A 23014-nucleotide genomic window follows, 5' to 3' on the forward strand; every position below is an offset into this window, starting at 1 on the left:
GTGAAACTTAGTGTTTTAAATTAGGTCATTAAGTTTACTGAAATTGTAAATGATGAATAACTTTTGTAGAGATGTTGCAATGCAATGCCTCTTAATTTTTCGTTACAATTTTGGTAATTGTCTTGGAAAGATACTTGCTCATGCAGTATTTGTAGATACTTCATGCACTATTTTAAGGAATACTGCACATCATACCCAAAATCTAGATTTTTTTGTTATGGTGATCCCAAAGGAATTATTAAGCACCAACAAGAAATATCAGCCGCTAATTAAGCGTCAAAATACCCACTAGGTGCGAGATATCAAATTATTCAATAAAATTTAAAGCTCATTAAGCAAAGTATCTATTTGGGAGGTAACACTTATGGTTGCAGTATCTCATCAAACTTTCTCTCAATTTTCCAAAGAGCGATCGCTGATTCTTTGGTTTGATGAGGTTGGCATTAAAGATATACCACTAGTTGGTGGTAAAAATGCCTCCTTGGGAGAAATGATTCAACAACTAACCCTCAAAGGTGTAAATGTACCAACGGGATTTGCGACTACTGCTTATGCTTACCGTTATTTCATCCAATCTGCGGGGTTAGAAGCCAAGTTACGTCAACTGTTCTCCGACTTGAATGTTGAGGATGTGAACAATTTACGAGAACGAGGTGAAAAAGCGCGATCGCTATTATTGCACACACCATTCTCCGATGATTTGCGCGGTGCGATCGCTAAAGCATACCAAAGTTTATGTGATAAATATCAAACTCAAACAGATGTCGCAGTTCGTTCTAGCGCCACGGCTGAAGACCTCCCCGATGCCAGTTTTGCCGGACAACAAGAAACTTATTTAAATATTGTTGGTGTCGAAGAAGTCATCACAGCTTGCCATAAATGTTTTGCTTCTATATTTACTGACCGTGCTATTTCTTATCGCCATACTAAAGGATTTGATCACTTTAATGTTGCTTTATCAGTCGGAGTGCAGAAAATGGTGCGTTCTGACTTAGCAACCTCTGGGGTAATGTTTTCTATTGATACAGAAACTGGGTTTAAAGATGCAGCCTTAATTACCGCCGCCTATGGTTTAGGTGAAAACGTCGTTCAAGGTGCAGTCAATCCCGATGAATATTATGTATTTAAACCAACATTAAAAACAGGTTTCCGCCCAATTATCGATAAAAAATTGGGTAGTAAAGAAATCAAAATGATTTATGTACCAGCCTCGGAAAAAGACTTAATTGCTTGTGCTACCGACAGCGCCCACACATTAACAGTCAGAGCAGATGATGATAACTGTAAGTTAACAAAAAATGTACCAGTTCCGTTGAGCGATCGCACTAAATTTGCCTTAAATGACGAAGAAATTTTACAACTAGGACGTTGGGCTAGTGTAATTGAAGACCATTATTCCCAAGTCCACGGTAATTACACGCCTATGGATATTGAATGGGCAAAAGATGGAATTACCAATCAACTGTTTATTGTCCAAGCGCGTCCTGAAACTGTCCAATCGCAGAAAAAAGGAAACGTGTTACGTAGCTATCGCTTAGTATCGGGTCAAGAATCCCCACTCCCCTTAGTAACTGGACGTGCAATTGGCGAAGCTATCAGTCAAGGCAAAGTCCGCATAATTTTAGATGACCGCAAAATCGATGAATTCCAACCGGGAGATGTGTTAGTTACCGAAAGAACAGACCCCGACTGGGAACCAATTATGAAACGCGCCAGTGCAATTATTACCAACGCTGGTGGACGTACCTGTCATGCAGCGATTATTGCACGGGAATTGGGTGTACCGGCGATCGTGGGTTGCGGGAATGCGACACAAGTCTTAAAAAATGATCAAGAGGTCACAGTTTCTTGTGCTGAAGGCGAAGACGGTAATGTTTATCCCGGCTTGTTACCCTTTGAAGTCAAAGAAGTTCCTTTAGAAAACTTACCCCGGACTCACACCCAAATTTTAATGAATGTGGGTAATCCCCAAGAAGCCTTTAGTTTATCAGCAATTCCTAACGATGGAGTCGGTTTAGCGCGGACTGAATTTATTATTGCTAACCAAATTCAAATTCATCCAATGGCGTTGATTCACTACGACCAATTACAGGATGAAAAAGCGAAAGCTGACATTGCAGAAATCACCGCACTATATGATGATAAGCCGCAGTATTTTGTAGATAAATTAGCCCAAGGCATAGCCAGAATTGCCGCAGCATTTTATCCTAAACCTGTGATTGTGCGGATGTCAGATTTTAAAAGTAATGAATATGCCAATTTGTTAGGTGGTAGACAATTTGAACCTAACGAAGAAAACCCCATGCTAGGTTGGCGAGGTGCAGCACGTTACTATGATGAGGGTTATAAAGCTGCTTTTGCTTTAGAATGTCACGCTATCAAGCGAGTCCGGGATGAAATGGGTTTGACAAATGTTATCCCGATGATTCCATTTTGCCGCACTCCCGATGAAGGGCATTTAGTATTAGCAGAGATGGCAAAAAATGGTTTGAAACAAGGTGTTAATGATTTGCAAGTTTATGTCATGTGCGAGTTACCAAGTAACGTAATTTTAGCTGAAGAATTTGCAGATGTATTTGACGGCTTTTCCATTGGTTCCAATGACTTGACTCAGCTAACACTAGGATTAGATAGAGATTCGGCTTTAGTAGCGCGATTATTTGATGAACGCAGCCCCGCTGTCAAGCAAATGGTGACAATGGCCATAAAAGCTGCAAAAAAATGCCAACGCAAAATTGGTATTTGTGGACAAGCACCCAGCGATTACCCAGAATTTGCCCAGTTTTTAGTAGAACAGGGAATTGATTCCATCAGTTTAAACCCCGATTCCGTTTTAAAGACGATGCTGGAAGTCGCAAAAGTGGAAAATTCTGAGTCTTAAGTGAAGTGATAAGTTCAGATTTAGAACTTAGGCAATGATCTAAAAAATCGGCGTTGCATGAGTGAGGGATAAATTAGCGGTGGAAATCCTTAAAAATTAGTTCAATTTGAACTATAGGTGATTATTAGGATTTTCAATCATCAATCCCTCACTTACTACTGATATATTCAACTCATTATCTGCGGACACGAAGGTAATAGGCGGTAATCCATTAGCGATGCCCATAGTGTTGACTGCATGACCAGCTGCTAGTTGAATGGCATCATAACCTCGTAAGCCGTAAGTTTCAGAGAATAACATTCCCAAATTTATTATCTTCTCTGTGATTTCAACAATTTGATAATCTTTTTGTAAATCACTTTTGAACTGGTTGCGTATTACTGTCGCATCTGTAATGCTAATACTTCCGCTGCGCGATCGCCTTGTAATTGCCGCTATAATTTCGACACTAGTGATTGCTGCAATAAATACTTCATTTTTGAGATATGGATCAAATAGCCCCAAGACCCAGGTTGACCCAATTTCATTGATATAACGCTTGACCAATGCACTACTGTCTATGAAGTAAATTGGCATCTAACAGCGTTCCTCAATGATAGTTTCAGAAATAGGCTTTCCTTCAACATGAATTAGTCGCCGTTCAGTTATTGTTTCGTAAGTAGGATGCTTGATTTCCTTTACTAAACCAGAATCGATTAGTGCTTGGTGAAACGCTGCTTGCTTGAGATTTTCTTCTTGATCTACAAGATACTTTTGAATTGTCTGGTTAAGTTGCTGAAGCTCTGATATTTCTAATGTCTCAAGTTGCTTAAGTATTTGGTTTAGAGTTTCTACTGCCATACATCTAACTATTGATTGGCTATCTTAGAGGGAAGTTGGATTTGCGGAATTTTATCCTCACCAAATATATGTTTTAATCATAATACTTTCTATACACTAACATACTAACTAGATCCTGATACCCTCATAATATTTTGCTAATCGTGACGATTAGTTTTCTTAAACGGAGAAATTTTTCATCATCCGCTAGAATCGCCTTGAAGAATTGAAAATTTGCATTTTGATTTACTTATGAAGTTACGCTCATACATGCTTATAGGATTTTTACTCAGTCTTCTTTTGAGTTTTATACCCTTTTCGGGTAATTTGATCAGCGCAGCAACACCAACAGCGGTTGCGCCTGTAACTGGCTTATCTTTCACCCAAGGAGTTCAGAAAACAGTATTGGATAACGGCTTAACAGTGTTAACCAAAGAAATCCATACCGCCCCAGTTGTCAGTGTGCAAGTATGGTACAGAGTTGGTTCACGCAATGAAGGCAAAGGCGAAAGTGGTATTTCCCACCAACTAGAACATTTAATGTTCAAAGGTACTACTGACCGTCCGGTGCAGTTTGGTCGGTTGTTTAGTGCCTTGGGTAGCCAGTTTAATGCTTTTACTAGTTACGATGAAACAGCTTACTTTGGTACAGTTCAGCAAGATAAACTCCAAGCACTGCTGATTTTAGAAGCAGACCGGATGAAAAATTCCTTAATTGGGGCTGACCAACTCACTAGTGAAAAGCGAGTCGTCATCTCCGAGTTACAAGGGTATGAAAATTCACCGAACTACCGTTTAAGTCGGGCAGTGATGCGGGCGGCTTTTCCCAATCGTGCCTACGGCTTATCGGTAGGTGGTACAAAAGCCGATGTCGAAAAATTTACTGTAGAACAGGTGCGAAATTATTACAAAACCTACTACAGTCCTGATAATGCGACTTTGGTAATTACAGGGGACTTTGCTACAGAACCTACACTCAAGGCAGTCAAAGAAAGTTTTGGCAAGTTGGCGAAAAATCAACAGTCAATAGTCAACAACCAACAGTCAACAGTCAACAGTCAACGACCAACAGTTAAAACTCCCATAGTTCTCAAAGAACCGGGAAGCGCTGCGCTTTTGCACGCTGTATATCCCTTACCAGACATTAAGCATCCTGATGTACCAGCAATTGATGTTATGGATGCAATTCTGACGGGTGGGCGTAGTTCTAGACTTTATCAAGCTTTGGTAGAATCTGGTTTTGCTAGTTCTGTCAGTGGTAGTGCGGCGGAGTTAATTGAACCGGGTTGGTATGAAATTACTGCTACAGCAGCCTCCGGCCAAAAGATAGAGAAAATTGCTCAAGTTCTGCAAACATCTCTATCACAATTACAAGAAAAAGCAGTTAGTTCAGAAGAACTAAACCGAGCCAAGACCTTGCTGCAAGCTTCGTTTGTGTTAAATAATCAAGATATCAGCAGCCAAGCTAGTCAGTTGGGGTATAACCAAACTGTGGCTGGAGATTATAGATTTATTGAACGATATTTAGCCGCGATCGCCAAAGTTACTCCAGAGGATGTGCAACGGGTAGCAAAAACTTACCTCATCCCAGACAAACAAACCATTGGCTTTTTTGAACCGACTCAACCAGATGGTCAACCCGGAACTTCTAGCACTGGTTCTGGTCGCACCATCGAAAACTTTAGCCCTGGTAAACCTGTAGACCCAGCAGAACTAGCCAAATACTTACCGCCTGCTAATTCAGCTACAGTTTCTCATAAACAACCTTTACCACAGCAGTTCTCTTTGGCAAATGGTTTGCAAGTATTATTGTTACCTGACCGCAGTGTTCCCACAATTAACATTAGTGGTCAAATTAATGCTGGAACTGAATTTGATGGCAATCAAAAAGCCGGATTAGCCAATCTGACTGCGGGTAACTTAATCAATGGAACCAAGACTAAAGATGCTTTAACTCTAGCCAAAACCTTAGAAGATAGGGGAGCTAGTCTAGATTTTAGCGCCAGCCGCGAAGGTGTGAGTATTAGCGGTGAAGGACTCTCAGCAAACTTACCAGTATTAATTCAAACTTTGGCAGATGTATTGCAGAATGCCAACTTTCCCGCCGACCAGTTAGAATTGAGTCGCCAACGGGCGTTAACTAGTCTGCAAGTGCAGTTAGATGACCCCAGTACTTTAGCAAGGCGAGTATTTCAACAAGCAATTTACCCAGCCAATCATCCTTTCCACAGTTTTCCCACAGATGCAAGTTTAAAGAGTATCAATCGTGATGATGTGCTGGGCTTTTATCGTCAACACTATCGTCCAGACACAACAACACTGGCATTAGTGGGTGATTTTGACCCAGCTAAAGTCAAAGATTTGTTAAATCAGGCTTTTGCAAAATGGCAAGCTGATGGTAAGCCGCCTGTGCTGAATTTACCAAAAGTATCACTACCGCAAACTTCGACCCGTCTGAGTAAAGTGATTCCCGGTAAAGCCGAGGCTGTCACTTACATTGGCTACAACGGTATTTCTCGGAAAGACCCGCGTTTCTACACGGCTTTGGTATTGAACCAAATTTTAGGTGGTGATACCTTATCTAGTCGTTTGGGTACGGAAGTACGCGATCGCCTGGGTTTAACTTATGGTATTTACAGTGGGTTTGCCGCTGGTATCAATCCTGGGCCATTTTTAATTGAGATGCAGACTTCCCCTACAGATGCTCAAAAAGCGATCGTCAGCACCCTAGGTTTACTCAAACAATTACGCGAACAAGGCATCACTGAGGCAGAATTAAATACTGCCAAACGCTCAATTACTAATAGTTACCCCGTGGAATTAGCTAATCCCAGTGATGTTGCCAGTATCATTTTAAATAATGCTGTTTTGGGACTTTCCCCTTCCGAAATCCGCCAATTTCCTCGACGCATTCAAGCTGTGACTATGGCTCAGATACAACAGGTCATCAAAGATTTAATTCTGCCAGAAAATGTAGTCATTGTGACGGCTGGCCCTGGAGATACGGCATCTAAGGATAACTGAATAATTTCCGGGGGAAAAGGGGTATATTCTTTCCCCCTGCTCCCCTGCCTCTTTTGACCTATTTTTCTGCTTAACTAAACCGTTTTGACTTAAGTGCTAAAGTCAACCCATCGCCAATGGGGACAAGTGAGAGAGTAATTCGTTGATCATCACGCAGTTTTTGATTGATAGCGCGGATAGCTTGAGTGCTTTGGTCTTGAATTTGAGGATTAGCTACTTGCCCAGACCATAAAACATTATCGATCGCAATCAAGCCACCAGGACGAATTAGTTGCAAACATCGCTCATAATATCCGTCATAATTTTCTTTATCGGCATCAATAAACGCAAAATCAAAGGTTTCTGCTTGTCCACTCGCCAATAGTTGATCCAAACTTTCCAAGGCTGGCGCTAATCGCAGGTCAATTTTATCGGCAACCCCGGCTTGTTGCCAATATCGCCGCGCGATCGCTGTATACTCTTCACTAACATCACAGGCAACGACTTTACCGTCAGCAGGTAGAGCTAAAGCGACAGACAGCGAACTGTAACCTGTGAAAACGCCAACTTCTATAGTCTTTTTCGCCCCTAATAACTGCACCAGCAATCGCATAAATTGTCCTTGTTCTGGCGAAATCTGCATATTTGCCCTAGGATGATTGGCAGTTTCGTAGCGTAACTTTTTTAAAATTTCTGGCTCTCGCAACGAAACCGACAACAAGTAATCGTAAACTTGGCTATCAAGTCCAATAGTTTGTTTTGACATGGTAGATGGCAGAATTCGAGGCATATACCGTTATACTAACCCTGGAGAGTAGAATATCAAAGATGGTGCGATTCTTAGTCACAACAGTTTTGCTAGTGTTGGTAACAGCTTGCGGTAGTGTTGGATTGCTGCCGACTAGCGAGTTAGTAAAAAAAGCGATCGCACTTGGGTTAGAACAAACCCAACAAGAACTTAGTCAAAAGCTAGAGTTAGATTTTCAAGGATTTGAAATCAAGCAGCTAAAAATTGCCGAAGAAAAACCATTAACAATTCAAAATTTACCAGCCTTCCGAGTCAAGGGCAAATACGATTTAATTCTCAAGCTACCGCAGCGCCAGTTGACGCAACTGCAACAACCATTTGAACTTTATTTGCAAATTCAACAAGAAGGCAAAACTTGGCGATTATTATTACCAGATAAGAATAGCAAAGCTTCTCAACCAATTTGGCGTAGTTATCTTATTCAGTAAAATGTCCATGACGCAGAGAATACGGAGCAATAAGAGTTTGAGAGTTTTTTTTGCATAAGTCCTACCTAGAAATGCGCGGATGGGTAGGTGTACAAAATCTCTCTTGCGGAAAACTAGCTGGATTCCTTTCCGCACAAGCTTTTGCAGAAAAAATAAATTAAAATTACCCGCGCACTTTACCCAGTATAGGTTTCAGCTATTATCAGTCAATCAAGTGACATTTAGTCATGTTAAAATCAATCCATCCGCGAAACCGAACCTCGAAAACCAAATACAGATTAGCTTTCTGGCTTCCGCCTTGAAATTTCACTTAATCCCTATTAGGGATTGAAACGACGGTGATATTCTTTATGCTGATGATGTTAATGTTATCTTGAAATTTCACTTAATCCCTATTAGGGATTGAAACTCAAAAGAAGATTTTACGCCAAAAGTAAGATCAATTGAAATTTCACTTAATCCCTATTAGGGATTGAAACTCTCAAGGTGTACTAACCTTGCAAAAAGAGATTTGAAATTTCACTTAATCCCTATTAGGGATTGAAACCGTTTTTGTATAAGGGGAAACCTCACCCCAAGAGGGTTGAAATTTCACTTAATCCCTATTAGGGATTGAAACAAAAGCAGCTTATGATTTAGGATTCCCTACCGGAGTGTATAGCCGTGATTTCCATTCACCATATCCTCCGGAGGATGCTAATTTAGTTTGTAGTTATAAATGTTCTTCAAAAACGCAGTCAAGCCCACTCATGAATCGGTTGGCTAAACGTTGGATTATTTACTTAATATCTTTAGAGTTTATACTTTGCTTGACAGTATTTTCTCTACCTTCCGGTTCAGTTTACTCCCAAGCAACTAGCCAACAAATAGTTACAGAAATTCGTGGTGTTTGGTTAACTAATGTCGCTAGTGGTGTTCTGTTTGTGCCTTGGGGAATTGACCGTGCTATTAATCAATTATCAGCGCTGCACTTTAACACGGTTTATCCTGTAGTTTGGAACCGAGGAAATACTTTTTACAAGAGCAATGTTGCAAAATCTATTATAGGTTCTGAAGCTGAACCTGTACTGAATTTTATGCACGGTGGACAGGATGTTTTAGCAAAGATAATTAAACTGGCTAAACCAAAAGGTATAACTGTTATGCCTTGGTTTGAATATGGTTTTATGACACCGACAAATTCTCAGTTAGCCAAGCTTTATCCTGATTGGTTGACTGTTGGGCAAGCGGGTATAAATTCTGTTAAAGAAACTTTGCCGGAAGACGCTAACAATGGGGCAATAATTAAGCAGTCTTGGCTGAATCCTCTACATCCAGAAGTTCAAGAGTTTATTTTAGGGCTGATTCTAGAAGTTGTCAGTAATTACAATGTAGATGGTATTCAAATCGATGACCATTTTGGAATGCCAGTGCAGTTCGGTTACGATCGCTTCACTGTCGAACTCTACAAGCAAGAACATCAGGGCAAAAGTCCGCCTAGCAACCCGTTAAACTCGGAATGGATGCGTTGGCGTGCTGATAAAATTACTGCTTTTATGTCCAGAATCTATCGCAGCATCAAAGAAATTGACCCCAATACTAAACTATCTTTGTCTCCTAACGCCCAAGGTTTTGCTTACAAATACTATCTGCAAGATTGGGAAACTTGGGTAAAAAAGGGCTGGGTAGATGAGTTGGTTTTGCAGGTGTATCGCCATGACAAAAGCAGTTTTATGACGGAACTCGAACAGCCAGCGGTAAAATTTGCTCGAAGTAAGATTCCGGTAGTTATCGGTATCTCAACGGGAACTTTGCGGACTCCGGTGAGAATGTCCCAAATTAAAGCACAAATTGACATGGTACGCGATCGCTCTTTTCCTGGAATATCTTTTTTTTATTGGGAAAGTTTGTGGGGTTACATTGCACCAGAAACACCCCAAAAACGCCGTAAGGTTTTCCAGGAACTGTTTAACGCCAGGGCTATCAGAGCATTACCACTTGGAGAAGAAAACAGAAAACTCAGGCTGTAATGCTGCAATATCAACTTTTTTTATTTGTCTCGCACTGTATAGTAATCTTTGCCGTGCTTTACTGGCGAGAATTACATGTTTTTCACCCCTGGCAAAACTCAATTCAGTTTTACATTGCAGTGGGCTATTGTTACTGTTGGTGGTTTTCTGGTGAGTTTGTTCTGGATTGAAGTCGGAGAAAAGCCAGATGTAGGAGTGGCACAGGCTTCTCTGGGAGGTTTTGCGATCGCTTTTCCCCAAAGTTTGATGATTCGACATCATATTTTATCTGGCCGGTGGATGTTGGCTACCTTGTTGGCATGGGCTACGATCACGGCTATTGGTGTGGGTGCTGTGGGTTGGATTGTTCCCAGTACGCAAATTTTTCCCATGAGAATCCTTTGGGGTACAACTTTAGGTACAGTTGGCGGTTTTGTCATCGGACTAGCACAATGGACGGCTATTCGTCAGTCTGTAGCCTTGGCTTGGCAGTGGATGTTTATTAGCGCTATTAGTTGGGCGATCGCAGTACCTATCGGTTCAACTGTGGGAATAGTTTTACTGCGTTCCACACGGTTATTCTTAGGTGAAGTGGCAGGATTAGGCATTACTTGGCTAATCGTTGCCGTCCTGACTGGGATCAACGCTTACCGATTATTGCGATGATTATCTAAGCAAATGTTTTGCCATTATTATGCTAACTGCTTGATATATTAGAAAAACATTAAAAAATATAACTTTCTGCAAAGATAACTTTTGAGTATACTGAGATATATGCAACAATCTTAAATCATTCTTAATAAAAAATGTTCAAGAAATTTGCATCCAATTGCAAATGTACTCTTACCCTCCAGGAGCTATATTTGTTGAGTTTACTGCTATTAAGTTTCCGATATTTCTGATAAGAAATAAGAGAAGATCCAAATATCAGTCCAGCAAAGACAGACAATGCTTTGCTGTAGGCGCTAAAAAGCATTTTTCATCAGTAACATCATCAGGGGCAGCGTCTAGAGGAGTCATTAATAGCAGATAGGGACTCTCCCATGAATATAAATCCGGGTGAATCAACCATAGAGTTGAAACAACAATTGCATTCTCAAATTCTTTTTGACCCAGAATTAGAAAAACACAGTAGTAGTGAACAGTTTCTACTGAGTATATATAATTCTGTGCAGACATCTATATTTATCGTGGATGTGTTGGAAAATGGAGATTTTTGCTACGTAGCCCTTAATCCCACCCATGAGCGATGGATAGGAATTAGTTCCGAAAATCTTAAAGGGAAGAAACCAGAAGATATTCTCTCGCCAATCGATGCGGCGAAAGTGCGTCAGCATTATGTTGACTGTGTGCGTTTTGGGAAAACCATTTCCTACGAACAATGCTTGCAATTCCAAGGAGTGGCGACTTGGTGGAGTACCACACTAACACCACTGCGGGATGCTAATTCGAGAATTTACCGATTAATTGGCACGAGTAGCAATATCACCCCTGTGAAACAGGTAGCTCAAGCGAAAGAAATTCAGACAGCACAAGAACAACTTTTAGAAGCGATCGCTCAATGGATTCGAGAATCTTTAGATTTAGATACGCTTCTTAATCAACTTGTTAAAGAAGTGCGGCATTGTCTAAGATGCGATCGCATCTTGGTTTACCAACTTCAACCTGACGAAACTGGCGTAGTCATTGCCGAATCGACAATAACAGCCGATTCATTTTTAAAGCAAAAATTCCCAGATCCCAGCCTAATTGCCAAATATCAAGAACGCAGTGGGCGTGGTTGCATTCAAATTGTTGAGGATATTTACACAGCAGGGTTACATCCTAGCCAAGTAAACTTGCTGGAATCCTTTCCAGTAAGAGCCAATTTAGTTGTTCCGATTTGGTCACAGCAACAGCTTTGGGGGCTGATAACTGCCCAGCATTGCCATAAACCCCATAAATGGCAGCAAATCGAAATTGATTTGCTTAAACAACTAGCAACCCAAATTGGTATCGCAGTCCACCAAGCCGAACTGCACAAGCAAGTACAGGATCTCAAAACACAGCTAGAGTTACAAAAACAGCAGCATCAAGCCCAACTACAGCAAGCACAGAACTTTCAAGCACTAGTGCGCCGCATTACCGAACAAATCCGCGATCATCAACCTGAAACTCAGGTAATGCAGACAGCCACTCAAGAACTGACACAATTACTGCAACTGGAGTCTTGTTACATTGAGATTTATAGCGCTTGCGGTGATCAGGCAACCGTTACCTACGAATACACAACTACCACACCGCAATATCAAGGCTTAACAAGAAAAATTGCAGATTTTCCTGAAGTCTATCAGCCACTGTTAGCAAAACAGCATTGGCAATCTCTAGAAATAGTTCCGGGATGGCATCCTAAATTACTAGTTCTTATCCAGTTAGCTTGTCCAATATTCGACAACCAAGGCATTTTAGGGAATTTGTGGCTAAGTAGACCAACTCAAGAAATGTTTGATGAATGGGAAATTAGTTTAGTGCAGCAGATAGCCAATGAATGCGCGATCGCGCTTCGCCAAGCCAAACTTAACTCCACCACTCAAGCACAAATACAAGAATTAGAACAGCAAGAACGCCTAAAAAACGAATTCATGAGAACCCTTTCCCAAGAACTACGCACACCCATAACTAGCATCAGCCTCGCCGCCCAAACCCTCGAAAGTGTTCTTACTCCTGAAGGCATCTTAGATATTGAAATCGTCCCCCAACTATTGCAGATTTTGCATAACGAGTGTGGGCGAGAGAGCAAGTTAATCAACGATTTGATGAGACTCACATATCTCGAAGCCGAACCTGATTCTCCAACATTGATCGCCATTGATTTACAAACATGGCTACCTCCCATCGTCGAGTCTTTTCGAGAACTCACCCATTGCCAAAGACAAAAATTACACCTCAATATTGATCATGAACTCCCGCCCATAGAAACAGATATCACAGATTTAGAGCGGATAGTGACCGAACTTTTAAGCTATGCTTGCAAATATACCCCAAGCGGCGAAGCAATTACCGTCTCTGCCGGCCTCACACAAGATGCTGTGCAACTCAAGATTAACAACTCCGGCTTAGAAATTTCCGCCAGTAAACTACCACGAATTTTTGAGCCATTCTATCGCCTCATGAAAAATGATCCCTGGACATATAGTGGTACGGGATTGGAAATGGCTTTAGTACAGAAAATGGTCAAACACTTAGGTGGCTCAATTAATGTAGAGAGTGCAGATAGTCAAACCACCTTTCTGATCAAATTTCCCAAACCAACCACACTGTAAACCGCTTCCAGATTAACTTCACCTTGGCTAAACCATGAAAAATCTGCTATAGTTTTCAGTTATGTGGGTGACTAGCTCAACGGTAGAGCAGTAGACTCTTAATCTATTGGTTGCGGGTTCAAATCCCTCGTCACCCACTCTCTACAGGCTTCTCAACTTTTCTCCTTGAGCAATTATTGACCAAATCCAGTAAATATCCCACTCCAAAACATTTGATTTGCAAGTTAATTATTATTTTTTTACTTGACTAATTTTGTTTAAAATCCCTAACTTCTCCGGCTACTGTTCCACCATTGCCGCGAACTTGCGTAATTCATCCCAGGTTCTCTCGCTGACATCTACTGTTTTACCGTGTTGGTTAGCATGACGACCACTGCCACGCAGCACAATGTAAGCCGCGATCGCGTTAATAATAACATCTTGCTTATCGGCTGTATTGCCTTGTTGAAAGGCATTCCCAGCATCTAACTGCCTAGCGTAAACCATGACTTCATCCGCGATCGCCTCTAGTAAGCTAATCGTCATTTAAATTGCACCATTTTCATGGTAATCAAAGCTGCAAACCCTCTCCCTTGCTCCCTGCTCCCTGCCCCCCTGCGGCCTCAATGTGCAAATTAAATGCTTAACAGCTTACTCTAATGACTTTCGTCTTGCCAGTGCGCCAGATGCTACCAGATTCCCAAGTCGTTGAATTTCTCATAAAAAAACTCTACGTTGCCGCGTAACACGGCAATTATAGAATCTACAGTGCATAGATTTTAGTGATTGAATTTGTATTGACTCCCGGTAATGGCATTTCCTTGGGAGCCGATAACGGTTTGATAATTGAAATCTGAAAAGAAAAAGTCAGTTGAGATGTCAATACCAAGATTATTAAGTACCCAAGCAAAATTAATTGTACATATTGATTGAAAACAAGAATGTCTGTATTCCTTACCTGTTACCTGTTACCTGTTACCTCTCTATTTTGCACGACTACTTAGTATGACTGCGAGTAATGCCACTAACGGGAATTAAAGAAAGATTGTTCATCGGCTACCTGACTAGAGTAAATCCCCACGCGATAATACATTTGTCTTATAAAAAGTTACAGAAATTCCAGTTACCCTGAAGTTAAAAACTCACTAAGTTTTGAGCCAGGAGCTTTGATTTTGAAGTTCTCTGGGTATTTTTTTCCTGTTCTACTTTTTAGAATCTTGTGATGTTGTATTAAAATTAAGTTAAATTTAATTAAGAATCTTTTCAGCGTCACGTAAATACCATCAAGCTGTTGTGGCTTGATGGCGATGCCTGATTAGACATCAGATTAAACAAAATGGATTAATAAACATCCGTTGCAAACTAAATCTAGTAACAAGGTGAGGCAATACTTTTGGGAGTTTCTTCCATAGGTGAGTGCCAAGCCAAAGGGTGATAGAACCTTTGCTTGCTAGAAATATTAATTGTATTGGCAGAGGCAAATTAAAATGAAATTCTCCTGGAGAGTCCTAGTACTCTGGACATTGCCTGCTTTGGTAATTGGCTTTTTCTTTTGGCAAGGAGCGTTTGCAAACGCTCCTGCAGATATGGGTAAGAATGCAGCCAATACCCGCATGACCTATGGCCGTTTTCTAGAATACTTGGATGCCGATCGCGTCACTAGCGTAGACCTGTATGAAGGTGGCAGAACAGCAATTGTCGAAGCTATCGATCCAGATATCGAAAATCGCATTCAGCGGTGGCGGGTGGATCTGCCAATTAGCGCTCCTGAGTTAATTAGCAAGCTCAAAGAAAAGGCAATTAGTTTTGATGCTCATCCCATGCGGAATGACGGCGCAATCTGGGGATTATTAGGTAATCTTGTTTTCCCAATTTTATTGATTACTGGACTGTTCTTTTTGTTCCGTCGCTCCAGCAATCTCCCTGGCGGCCCTGGACAAGCCATGAGCTTTGGTAAATCCAAAGCGCGTTTTCAAATGGAAGCCAAAACAGGGGTTAAATTTGACGACGTGGCTGGGATCGAAGAAGCCAAGGAAGAACTACAAGAGGTTGTTACCTTCTTGAAGCAGCCAGAAAGATTCACCGCCGTAGGCGCACGCATTCCCAAAGGTGTTTTGTTAGTTGGGCCGCCAGGAACAGGTAAAACATTACTGGCAAAAGCGATCGCTGGGGAAGCTGGCGTACCTTTCTTTAGTATTTCCGGTTCGGAATTTGTAGAAATGTTTGTCGGTGTCGGTGCATCTCGTGTGCGCGACTTGTTTAAGAAAGCAAAAGATAACGCTCCCTGTATCATCTTCATAGATGAAATCGACGCTGTGGGTAGACAACGGGGTGCTGGTATCGGTGGTGGCAACGATGAACGGGAACAAACCCTCAACCAGTTGCTCACCGAAATGGATGGTTTTGAAGGCAACACAGGCATCATCATTATTGCTGCTACCAACCGTCCTGACGTATTAGATTCAGCCTTGTTGCGTCCCGGACGCTTTGACAGACAAGTAACTGTCGATGCACCGGATATCAAAGGACGTTTGGAAATTCTCAGCGTTCATGCACGCAACAAAAAACTAGATGCCAGCGTATCTTTGGATGCGATCGCGCGTCGCACACCTGGTTTTACTGGCGCTGATTTAGCCAACTTACTCAACGAAGCTGCAATTCTTACCGCCAGAAGACGGAAAGAAGCGATCACCCTCCGCGAAATTGATGATGCTGTAGATCGCGTAGTCGCGGGGATGGAAGGTACTCCCCTAGTAGATAGCAAGAGCAAACGCTTAATTGCTTACCACGAAATTGGACACGCTTTGGTTGGGACTTTATTAAAAGACCACGACCCAGTACAAAAAGTCACCTTAATTCCACGAGGACAAGCACAAGGCTTAACTTGGTTTACTCCCAACGAAGAACAAGGCTTAATTTCTCGCTCTCAACTAAAAGCCAGAATTACTGGCGCTTTAGGTGGTCGAGCCGCTGAAGAAGTGGTTTTTGGCGCTGCGGAAGTTACAACTGGTGCTGGTGGAGACTTGCAGCAATTGTCGGGAATGGCACGACAGATGGTAACTCGGTTCGGGATGTCTGATTTAGGGCCTCTGTCCTTAGAAAGCCAGCAAGGAGAAGTATTCCTTGGTCGTGATTGGACAACCCGATCTGAATATTCAGAAGCGATCGCTTCTCGGATTGACGCACAAGTGCGGGCGATCGTGGAAGAATGCTATGAACATGCGAAGAAAATTATGCGTGAAAATCGCACCGTGACCGATCGCATAGTTGATCTGCTGATTGAAAAAGAAACCATCGATGGTGAAGAATTCCGTCAAATTGTTGCTGAGTACACTGATGTACCTGAAAAAATTCAGTATGTACCGCAACTCTAATTCTTAGTATTTGATGACTTGAATGGGTATGGTCGAAAGACTGTACCCATTTTTTATAGTTTAAGCCACCCCACGCCGAAATTTTTGCACCTAATCTAGTAAAAAATCATACATAATCAATCATCTGGCAGGGATAAGCTAAAGTATCAAAAGTAGGAAATAAACCTACTAAGTAGTTGTGCAAAATAAATTTTATAGTTATACCAATTCACGAAAATCTTGATACAAATTAATGGTTTTTAATTCTTTCCCTCTGCTCCCTACCCCCTGCCCCCCTGCGACCTACTTGTATCAAACTTAAAGTGAAACGGTATTAGGAGAGGGAACAGGGAACAGGTAAGGAATACAGACATTCTTGTTTTCAATCAATATGTACAATTAATTTTGCTTGGGTACTTATTAATGCTAACCAAGGAACTTCTTTACCTTCCCTAGCTTCTTCAAGTATTCTCCAAAATGTATAGATAGTCCTATACACTGGCCCGCCAACTAATAACCAAAGTATCAAGACGATTTCATTAATCAATCCGGCAGAATATAATATTGGTAATATTAAAATTTCTCTCCTCTCACTTTCCGGAAGGGCGATTGCTAGAAGCCTCATCAGGTAATTAATACAAGTTATCCTATTAGAAAAAAATGAGTGTTGTATTTGTTATTAGAAAAAAATCTGGCTATTGCCTACGGCACTGGCGAAGCCAATCGCTTCCTATACAAAAGCTCTGGATTTCAGAAATAGCAAAAGTTTTCGGAGACTGAAAGAAGAGGGATATATACTAAATTGACATTATTGAGTGTTAAATTCAGTAAATTTACTAATATTTCTGATTTGGGTAAGCGCCGTATCTGATCCAAAACTGATCTCTAACTAGTGCGATCGCTCACGGTATTTGCCACTGCGGCGCGATAAAATTCTAAAACAATAGTCATAAATAAAGGCTTAAATGGCAGAAACACTATTTTTTAACGCTCTGCGGGAAGCCATTGATGAAGAAATGGCTCGTGATTCCAGTGTATTCGTTCTTGGTGAAGACGTAGGACACTATGGTGGTTCCTATAAAGTTACCAAAGACCTATACAAAAAGTATGGTGAATTGAGAGTTTTAGATACTCCCATCGCCGAAAACAGCTTCACTGGTTTGGCAGTCGGGGCGGCCATGACGGGGTTGCGGCCGATAATTGAAGGCATGAATATGGGCTTTCTGCTCTTAGCCTTTAACCAAATCTCTAACAACGCCGGGATGCTGCGCTATACTTCCGGCGGTAACTTTAAAATTCCGATGGTCATTCGCGGTCCTGGTGGTGTAGGTAAACAATTAGGCGCAGAACACTCCCAACGTCTAGAAGCTTACTTCCAAGCTGTTCCAGGGTTAAAAATTGTTGCCTGTTCAACACCTTACAACGCCAAAGGGCTACTAAAATCAGCCATCCGCGATAATAATCCAGTCCTGTTCTTTGAACATGTATTGTTGTATAACTTAAAAGAAAATTTACCAGAAGAAGAATATCTCCTGCCCTTGGATAAAGCCGAGGTTGTGCGTCAAGGTAAAGATGTCACAATTCTTACATATTCACGGATGCGTCATCATGTGATGCAAGCTGTGAAACCCTTAGAAAAACAAGGTTACGATCCAGAAGTAATTGATTTAATCTCCATTAAGCCATTAGATTTTGATACTATCGGTGCATCTATACGTAAAACCCACCGCGTGATTGTTGTCGAAGAATGTATGCGGACTGGGGGTATTGGCGCAGAGTTAACTGCTTCAATTAATGATCGCTTATTTGATGAATTAGATGCACCAGTTTTGCGTCTGTCTTCTCAAGATATTCCCACACCTTACAACGGCACTCTAGAGCGTCTCACCATTGTTCAACCAGAGCAAATCGTCGAAGCTGTACAGAAAATGGTCGCAATGCGAGTGTAAAAAAGTATGAAGTGTGAAGTCTAAAAAAGTGTGAAGTGTGAAATTTGAATTTCAGCATAGCTTACAGCAAGATGCGAAGCGTCTAGCCCTTTCATACTTCATACTTTATACTTCATACTTCAAAGAACGCTATTATAGCGTTTGTCAGATGCGAGTTATGGTATGCAAAGACAGCGATCGCTATTAGCATTGATTTTTGCCCTGATCATTGCCGCTATTGTGGCAATTGTCCAGATTCCAGTGCCTTTAGGGCTAGACTTACGTGGGGGTTCCCAGCTTACAATTCAGGTGAAGCCTACCCCAGAAATCCCCCAAATCACAGAACGTGAATTAGAAGCCGTTAAAAAAGTTGTCGAGGGTAGAATTAACGGCCTTGGTGTTTCTGAACCAGTCATTCAAACCGTAGGTGCAGACAAAATTCTTGTACAGCTACCTGGGGTAAATGATCCAGAACAAGCAGAAAGAGTTCTGGGTGGTACTGCACAATTAGAATTTCGCCAACAAAAACCAAACACCGAAACCCAAGTGTTTGCCTTTCAGTCTTCCAGATTAGAGTTGAAAGCAAAGCAGCTAGAATTACGCAATAGCAAAGATAAAGCTGCGATCGCCAAAAATCAAGAAGAATTACAGAAAAATAATCAAGCAATCCTAGAATTGTTTGACAGCACCAAGCCACCACTCGATGGCAAATACCTCAAGGATGCCTATGGTGAACCCACTCAACAAGGTAACAATTGGAATGTGGCCATTCGCTTCGACCAAAAAGGTGGTGAACTATTCGCCGACATCACCAAAAACTTGGCTGGTACAGGTCGCAGTATTGGTATATTTCTGGACAACGAACTCATCAGTGCGCCTGTAGTTGGGCCAGAATTCGCTGCTACTGGAATTACTGGTGGTGCAGCAGTAATTACAGGACGATTTACAGCACAGCAAGCTAATGATTTAGGTGTGCAGTTGCGTGGTGGCGCGTTACCCGTACCTGTGGAAATTGCTGAAATCCGTACTGTTGGCGCAACCTTAGGTCAAGACAGTATTACCAGCAGTATCTACGCTGGTAGTGGTGGTCTGCTTTTAGTATTAATATTTATGATTGTGTACTACAGACTACCAGGGGTGATTGCGGATATTGCTCTGATTATCTACGCCATCCTCACTTGGGCTAGTTTTTCTTTGTTGGGTGTAACTCTCACACTGCCTGGTATTGCAGGTTTTATCCTCAGTATTGGCATGGCTGTGGATGCCAACGTGCTAATTTTTGAGCGCACACGAGAAGAGTTAAAAGCGGGCAAGTCACTGTATCGTTCTGTAGAATCTGGCTTTTACCGTGCTTTTTCTAGTATCTTAGACGGCAACGTTACTACAGTTATTGCTTGTGCTGCACTATTCTGGCTAGGTGCTGGTTTAGTCAAAGGTTTTGCCCTAACATTGGCTTTGGGTGTAACAGTCAGTATGTTTACTGCTATTACCTGTAGTCGTACCTTCATGTTTTTGGCAATTTCTATTCCTGCACTGCGGAAACCAGAACTATTCTGTCCAAATCTGTCAGCATCAGGTGCATCTAATAAGGCTGAGGTAGCTCAATGAAACTGAGTATTAACAAATCGCGATCGCTTTGGTGGACTATTTCTGGTGCCATAATCCTGGCTGGTATTATCTCAATGATCATTTCTTGGCAAAACCCGAATATTCGTGCGCCTCTACGTCCCAGTTTGGATTTTGTGGGTGGAACAAGATTACAGTTTGAGCGGGATTGTACTCAACCTAGTAACTGTGATCAACCAATTGATGTCAATGTTGTTCGGGAAGTCGCCAAAGCACAAGGATTAGGTGATAGTAGTATCCAAGTTGTTGCTGATAAAGAAACAAGGGCAGAAAACGGGATATTAATTCGGACGAAAAACTTAAATCGCGATCAGCGTACCCAGTTGCAAAATGCTTTAAGTGAAAAAATCGGTAATTTTGACCAGCAGAAAAACCAAATTGACACTGTTGGCCCTACCTTGGGAAGAGAGTTATTTACCTCTGGTATGGTGGCTCTGATTGTATCCTTTGCAGGGATTGTTTTGTACTTGACCTTCCGGTTCCAGTTAGATTATGCCATCTTTGCTATTATCGCTCTGTTTCATGATGTGGTCATAACAACAGGCATATTCTCAATTTTGGGTCTGGTTTTGGGAATTGAAGTAGATAGCCTTTTCATTGTCGCTTTACTGACAATTACAGGGTTCTCAGTCAACGATACAGTGGTAATTTACGATCGCATTCGAGAAACCCTCAAAGCTAATCCCAATCGCCCAATTGTTGAAATTGTAGATGATGCGGTCAACCAAACACTAGGAAGGTCAATCAACACTTCATTCACAACTTTGTTGACTTTATTTGCCATCTTTCTCTTTGGAGGAGAAACACTGAAAAACTTTGCCTTAGCTTTAATTGTTGGCTTCGTAGCAGGAGCTTACTCCAGTATTTTCATTGCTAGTACTCTCCTGACTTGGTGGCGAGAACGTACAGGTCAATCTATCCTAGTAGCAAGCACCGAAGCTATGGATACATCGGCTGATAATTAGTCAAGAGTCAATCTTCCTCATGACCTTTTCCTGCTATGGATCAATCTGAACAACCATCAATAACTGACCCAGATTTTGCTCAACAAGTTCAGAAACTACATCAGCTGACTGTATATGGCAGATGGTTATTTGTGACCTTTTTATGGCTGATCATTGCACCTGTTTGTTTGTGGGATTTACGTTCAGAAATTTCTTTGTGGCAACAATATTTTACCTGGGTAGCGGTGCGATATGGACTCATATATCATCCACTGTCTACCTTAGGTTTAAGTTTTTGTATCGCCATGACTGTTTCAGTTTTAGTTTGGCAAAGCCGGAATATTTTAATTGGGCTACCACAGGATGAAAAAGAACGCTTAGAAAAACAAGTTTGTCGAATCCGCCAGCAAGGGCCAACTCACCCCCTGTGGAAGTTAATTTGTCAATAAAGGGGTTAGATAAATAAGTTTACATATAGTTGCATGTAAGTATACGTATGCGGAAATTTCTAGCACAATCTAAATAAAAGCAAAAATACTTTACACATGAACTGTACTCAGATTAAGTTTAGCGATCGCCATTCTGATATAGACCTTTACCAACTCCAAGAGTTATTTAATATTTCAGCTTTTTGGGCAGAAGGACGTAGTATCGAGGATTTAGGCATTGCTGTTACCAACAGCGAACCAGTGATTTCTCTGTGGGATGACACAAAACTCATTGGCTTTGCCAGAGCAACTTCTGATGGTATCTATCGCGCCACAATCTGGGATGTGGTGATTCACCCAGACTACCAAGGTACTGGCTTAGGAAGCAAGTTAGTCGAAACTGTTTTGAGCCATCCCCGCATGAAGTGGGTTGAGCGAGTGTACTTGATGACCACTCACCAACAGGGATTCTACAAGAAAATTGGTTTCACATCCAATACCACCACAACTATGGTGCTACATAACCAATCTAAACAACTGGTTTCCCTATCGGTTGCGGAATTACAGTTTCAGGAATAGCTAAAGGGAGAGAAATTTGTACCCTAGTTAGTTGCTCAGTTGATTCTTGTGCTGTTGAATTTGGCAGGATTTCTAGCTTTCCTCCCATGAATTTTAACAGAGTTTGATTGAGTAATAATTTCATTCCTGGGGAAAGATTTAGCTGATCATTTTCAGTTTGAGGAGGCTTATTATTATTTTTAATTAAATCAATCGGTTCACTTTTAGGTAGCGCATGGCTAGGAATATCCAGGTAAATATGAGCCGTATTAGTAGTATGTAAAACAGTAGCGGAAACACAGATACTACCTTCCTGCATTTGCGTAATGGTAGTATCTATTAAATTTACTAACACTTGGCGTAGCCAGCGATGATCTGCCAATACATAAATTTCGGGATTTATTGATGACACCTGCAATGGAAAATTACGATTCGCCGCCAGCATATAAGTTAAGTCTTTAACTTCCTGAAACACTGTATTTAAGGAGCGAGGCTGAATATCTAATTTGTTCGTTCCGTATTCAGTTCTGGAAATGCTGAGAATTTCATCCATCAAACTTAGTAGTTTCAAAGCTTTTTCGTGAGCTTGGGTAATAAATTCTCGTTCTTCCTCCGGGTTTTCACACAAGTCTGATAAAATTAATTGATGCAAGCTAATCACACTATTGAGTGGCGATCGCAATTCATGGGTAGTCCGTGCCAAAAAACCCGCTTTAAACTGGCTCATTTCCTGTGCCATTTGGTATGCCAGCTGCGTTTGTTTGATATCTTGCAGCAGTTTTGGCACAGTTTGTTGCTCTTCTGATACTATTGGTGATGAGTTAGAGATGGTGTTTACCGACTTTGCAAATAACCAGCGAAAACCCATTCCTAATACTATTCCGGCTCCGAGATATACCCAGTTGCTCCAATTCATATTTTGGCAATTATTAACTTTTTAATTGACCACAATGGTAAAAAATTGATTAC

17 protein-coding genes, 1 tRNA gene and 1 CRISPR repeat array are annotated in these 23014 nt (G+C 41.4%); of the genes, 13 read left to right on the forward strand and 5 right to left on the reverse strand.

Features of this window, described 5'->3' with window-relative positions; all coding sequences use genetic code 11:
- Positions 1-364: 364 nt before the first annotated feature.
- Positions 365-2881, forward strand: coding sequence for a phosphoenolpyruvate synthase (gene ppsA / locus IQ259_RS07705; protein ID WP_193883274.1), 2517 nt, complete (start codon positions 365-367; stop codon positions 2879-2881).
- A 111-nt stretch (positions 2882-2992) separates the two neighbouring features.
- Here ppsA and IQ259_RS07710 read toward each other — a convergent pair whose 3' ends face one another.
- Entirely contained in the window at positions 2993-3457 is a 465-nt protein-coding gene (locus tag IQ259_RS07710) for a type II toxin-antitoxin system VapC family toxin (protein WP_193883276.1), read from the reverse strand.
- The gene (locus tag IQ259_RS07715) at positions 3458-3721 is read right to left on the reverse strand and encodes a hypothetical protein (RefSeq protein ID WP_193883278.1); all 264 of its coding nucleotides are present in this window, start codon (positions 3719-3721) and stop codon (positions 3458-3460) included.
- Between the two features lie 231 nt (positions 3722-3952).
- Here IQ259_RS07715 and IQ259_RS07720 point away from each other — a divergent pair, with 231 nt between their 5' ends.
- A complete protein-coding gene (locus IQ259_RS07720) occupies positions 3953-6724 on the forward strand; it encodes a pitrilysin family protein (protein WP_193883280.1) in 2772 nt (923 codons plus the stop codon).
- Between the two features lie 70 nt (positions 6725-6794).
- Here IQ259_RS07720 and IQ259_RS07725 read toward each other — a convergent pair whose 3' ends face one another.
- A complete protein-coding gene (locus IQ259_RS07725) occupies positions 6795-7469 on the reverse strand; it encodes a class I SAM-dependent methyltransferase (RefSeq protein ID WP_193883282.1) in 675 nt (224 codons plus the stop codon).
- Positions 7470-7531: 62 nt separating this feature from the next.
- On the opposite strand from IQ259_RS07725, the gene IQ259_RS07730 reads away from it, so the two are divergent.
- From IQ259_RS07730 to IQ259_RS07750, 5 genes are all read left to right on the forward strand, one after another.
- A complete protein-coding gene (locus tag IQ259_RS07730; protein ID WP_193883284.1) occupies positions 7532-7939 on the forward strand; it encodes a hypothetical protein in 408 nt (135 codons plus the stop codon).
- Positions 7940-8237: 298 nt separating this feature from the next.
- A CRISPR array of direct repeats spans positions 8238-8558; the repeat unit is 36 nt; unit sequence TTGAAATTTCACTTAATCCCTATTAGGGATTGAAAC.
- Positions 8559-8688: 130 nt separating this feature from the next.
- On the forward strand, positions 8689-9948 hold the full coding sequence (locus IQ259_RS07735; protein ID WP_193883286.1) for a glycoside hydrolase family 10 protein: 1260 nt from the start codon (positions 8689-8691) through the stop codon (positions 9946-9948).
- Positions 9949-10023: 75 nt separating this feature from the next.
- On the forward strand, positions 10024-10593 hold the full coding sequence (locus IQ259_RS07740) for a hypothetical protein (RefSeq protein ID WP_193883288.1): 570 nt from the start codon (positions 10024-10026) through the stop codon (positions 10591-10593).
- A 377-nt stretch (positions 10594-10970) separates the two neighbouring features.
- Positions 10971-13229 (forward strand): GAF domain-containing protein, encoded by a 2259-nt coding sequence (locus tag IQ259_RS07745; RefSeq protein WP_193883297.1) that lies wholly within the window; start codon positions 10971-10973, stop codon positions 13227-13229.
- A gap of 65 nt (positions 13230-13294) precedes the next feature.
- Positions 13295-13366: transfer RNA gene (locus IQ259_RS07750), tRNA-Lys, on the forward strand.
- 142 nt (positions 13367-13508) lie between these two features.
- Here the strand turns inward: IQ259_RS07750 and IQ259_RS07755 are convergent.
- Positions 13509-13754: a hypothetical protein gene (locus IQ259_RS07755; protein WP_193883299.1), complete on the reverse strand. Its 246-nt coding sequence runs from the start codon at positions 13752-13754 to the stop codon at positions 13509-13511.
- A gap of 941 nt (positions 13755-14695) precedes the next feature.
- Between IQ259_RS07755 and ftsH2 the strand changes: the two genes are divergently transcribed.
- From ftsH2 to IQ259_RS07785, 6 genes are all read left to right on the forward strand, one after another.
- Positions 14696-16582 (forward strand): ATP-dependent zinc metalloprotease FtsH2, encoded by a 1887-nt coding sequence (gene ftsH2 / locus IQ259_RS07760; protein ID WP_193883301.1) that lies wholly within the window; start codon positions 14696-14698, stop codon positions 16580-16582.
- 944 nt (positions 16583-17526) lie between these two features.
- Complete coding sequence (locus IQ259_RS07765) at positions 17527-18510, forward strand: alpha-ketoacid dehydrogenase subunit beta (RefSeq protein ID WP_193883303.1); 984 nt, start codon at positions 17527-17529, stop codon at positions 18508-18510.
- 162 nt (positions 18511-18672) lie between these two features.
- Entirely contained in the window at positions 18673-20097 is a 1425-nt protein-coding gene (secD, locus tag IQ259_RS07770; protein WP_193883380.1) for a protein translocase subunit SecD, read from the forward strand.
- Positions 20094-21080, forward strand: coding sequence for a protein translocase subunit SecF (gene secF / locus IQ259_RS07775; protein ID WP_193883305.1), 987 nt, complete (start codon positions 20094-20096; stop codon positions 21078-21080). Before secD ends, secF begins: the two co-directional genes overlap by 4 nt.
- 35 nt (positions 21081-21115) lie before the next feature.
- The gene (locus tag IQ259_RS07780; RefSeq protein ID WP_193883307.1) at positions 21116-21508 is read left to right on the forward strand and encodes a hypothetical protein; all 393 of its coding nucleotides are present in this window, start codon (positions 21116-21118) and stop codon (positions 21506-21508) included.
- Between the two features lie 96 nt (positions 21509-21604).
- Positions 21605-22066, forward strand: a complete 462-nt coding sequence (locus IQ259_RS07785) for a GNAT family N-acetyltransferase (RefSeq protein WP_193883308.1) — start codon at positions 21605-21607, stop codon at positions 22064-22066.
- On the opposite strand, the gene IQ259_RS07790 is transcribed toward IQ259_RS07785, so the two are convergent.
- Entirely contained in the window at positions 22017-22961 is a 945-nt protein-coding gene (locus tag IQ259_RS07790) for a sensor histidine kinase KdpD (RefSeq protein WP_193883310.1), read from the reverse strand. The two genes, IQ259_RS07785 and IQ259_RS07790, sit on opposite strands and share 50 nt — an antisense overlap.
- Positions 22962-23014: the final 53 nt, after the last annotated feature.

The sequence above is a fragment of the Fortiea sp. LEGE XX443 genome (assembly GCF_015206815.1).
Classification (GTDB): Bacteria; Cyanobacteriota; Cyanobacteriia; order Cyanobacteriales; family Nostocaceae; genus Nostoc_B.

Excerpts from the sequence above, each read along its gene's own strand:
- ppsA (WP_193883274.1), top strand. The coding sequence starts at position 365 with ATGGTTGCAGTATCTCATCAAACTTTCTCTCAATTTTCCAAAGAGCGA.
- IQ259_RS07710 (WP_193883276.1), bottom strand. The coding sequence starts at position 3,457 with ATGCCAATTTACTTCATAGACAGTAGTGCATTGGTCAAGCGTTATATC.
- IQ259_RS07715 (WP_193883278.1), bottom strand. The coding sequence starts at position 3,721 with ATGGCAGTAGAAACTCTAAACCAAATACTTAAGCAACTTGAGACATTA.
- IQ259_RS07720 (WP_193883280.1), top strand. The coding sequence starts at position 3,953 with ATGAAGTTACGCTCATACATGCTTATAGGATTTTTACTCAGTCTTCTT.
- IQ259_RS07725 (WP_193883282.1), bottom strand. The coding sequence starts at position 7,469 with ATGTCAAAACAAACTATTGGACTTGATAGCCAAGTTTACGATTACTTG.
- IQ259_RS07730 (WP_193883284.1), top strand. The coding sequence starts at position 7,532 with ATGGTGCGATTCTTAGTCACAACAGTTTTGCTAGTGTTGGTAACAGCT.
- IQ259_RS07735 (WP_193883286.1), top strand. The coding sequence starts at position 8,689 with ATGAATCGGTTGGCTAAACGTTGGATTATTTACTTAATATCTTTAGAG.
- IQ259_RS07740 (WP_193883288.1), top strand. The coding sequence starts at position 10,024 with ATGTTTTTCACCCCTGGCAAAACTCAATTCAGTTTTACATTGCAGTGG.
- IQ259_RS07745 (WP_193883297.1), top strand. The coding sequence starts at position 10,971 with ATGAATATAAATCCGGGTGAATCAACCATAGAGTTGAAACAACAATTG.
- IQ259_RS07755 (WP_193883299.1), bottom strand. The coding sequence starts at position 13,754 with ATGACGATTAGCTTACTAGAGGCGATCGCGGATGAAGTCATGGTTTAC.
- ftsH2 (WP_193883301.1), top strand. The coding sequence starts at position 14,696 with ATGAAATTCTCCTGGAGAGTCCTAGTACTCTGGACATTGCCTGCTTTG.
- IQ259_RS07765 (WP_193883303.1), top strand. The coding sequence starts at position 17,527 with ATGGCAGAAACACTATTTTTTAACGCTCTGCGGGAAGCCATTGATGAA.
- secD (WP_193883380.1), top strand. The coding sequence starts at position 18,673 with ATGCAAAGACAGCGATCGCTATTAGCATTGATTTTTGCCCTGATCATT.
- secF (WP_193883305.1), top strand. The coding sequence starts at position 20,094 with ATGAAACTGAGTATTAACAAATCGCGATCGCTTTGGTGGACTATTTCT.
- IQ259_RS07780 (WP_193883307.1), top strand. The coding sequence starts at position 21,116 with ATGGATCAATCTGAACAACCATCAATAACTGACCCAGATTTTGCTCAA.
- IQ259_RS07785 (WP_193883308.1), top strand. The coding sequence starts at position 21,605 with ATGAACTGTACTCAGATTAAGTTTAGCGATCGCCATTCTGATATAGAC.
- IQ259_RS07790 (WP_193883310.1), bottom strand. The coding sequence starts at position 22,961 with ATGAATTGGAGCAACTGGGTATATCTCGGAGCCGGAATAGTATTAGGA.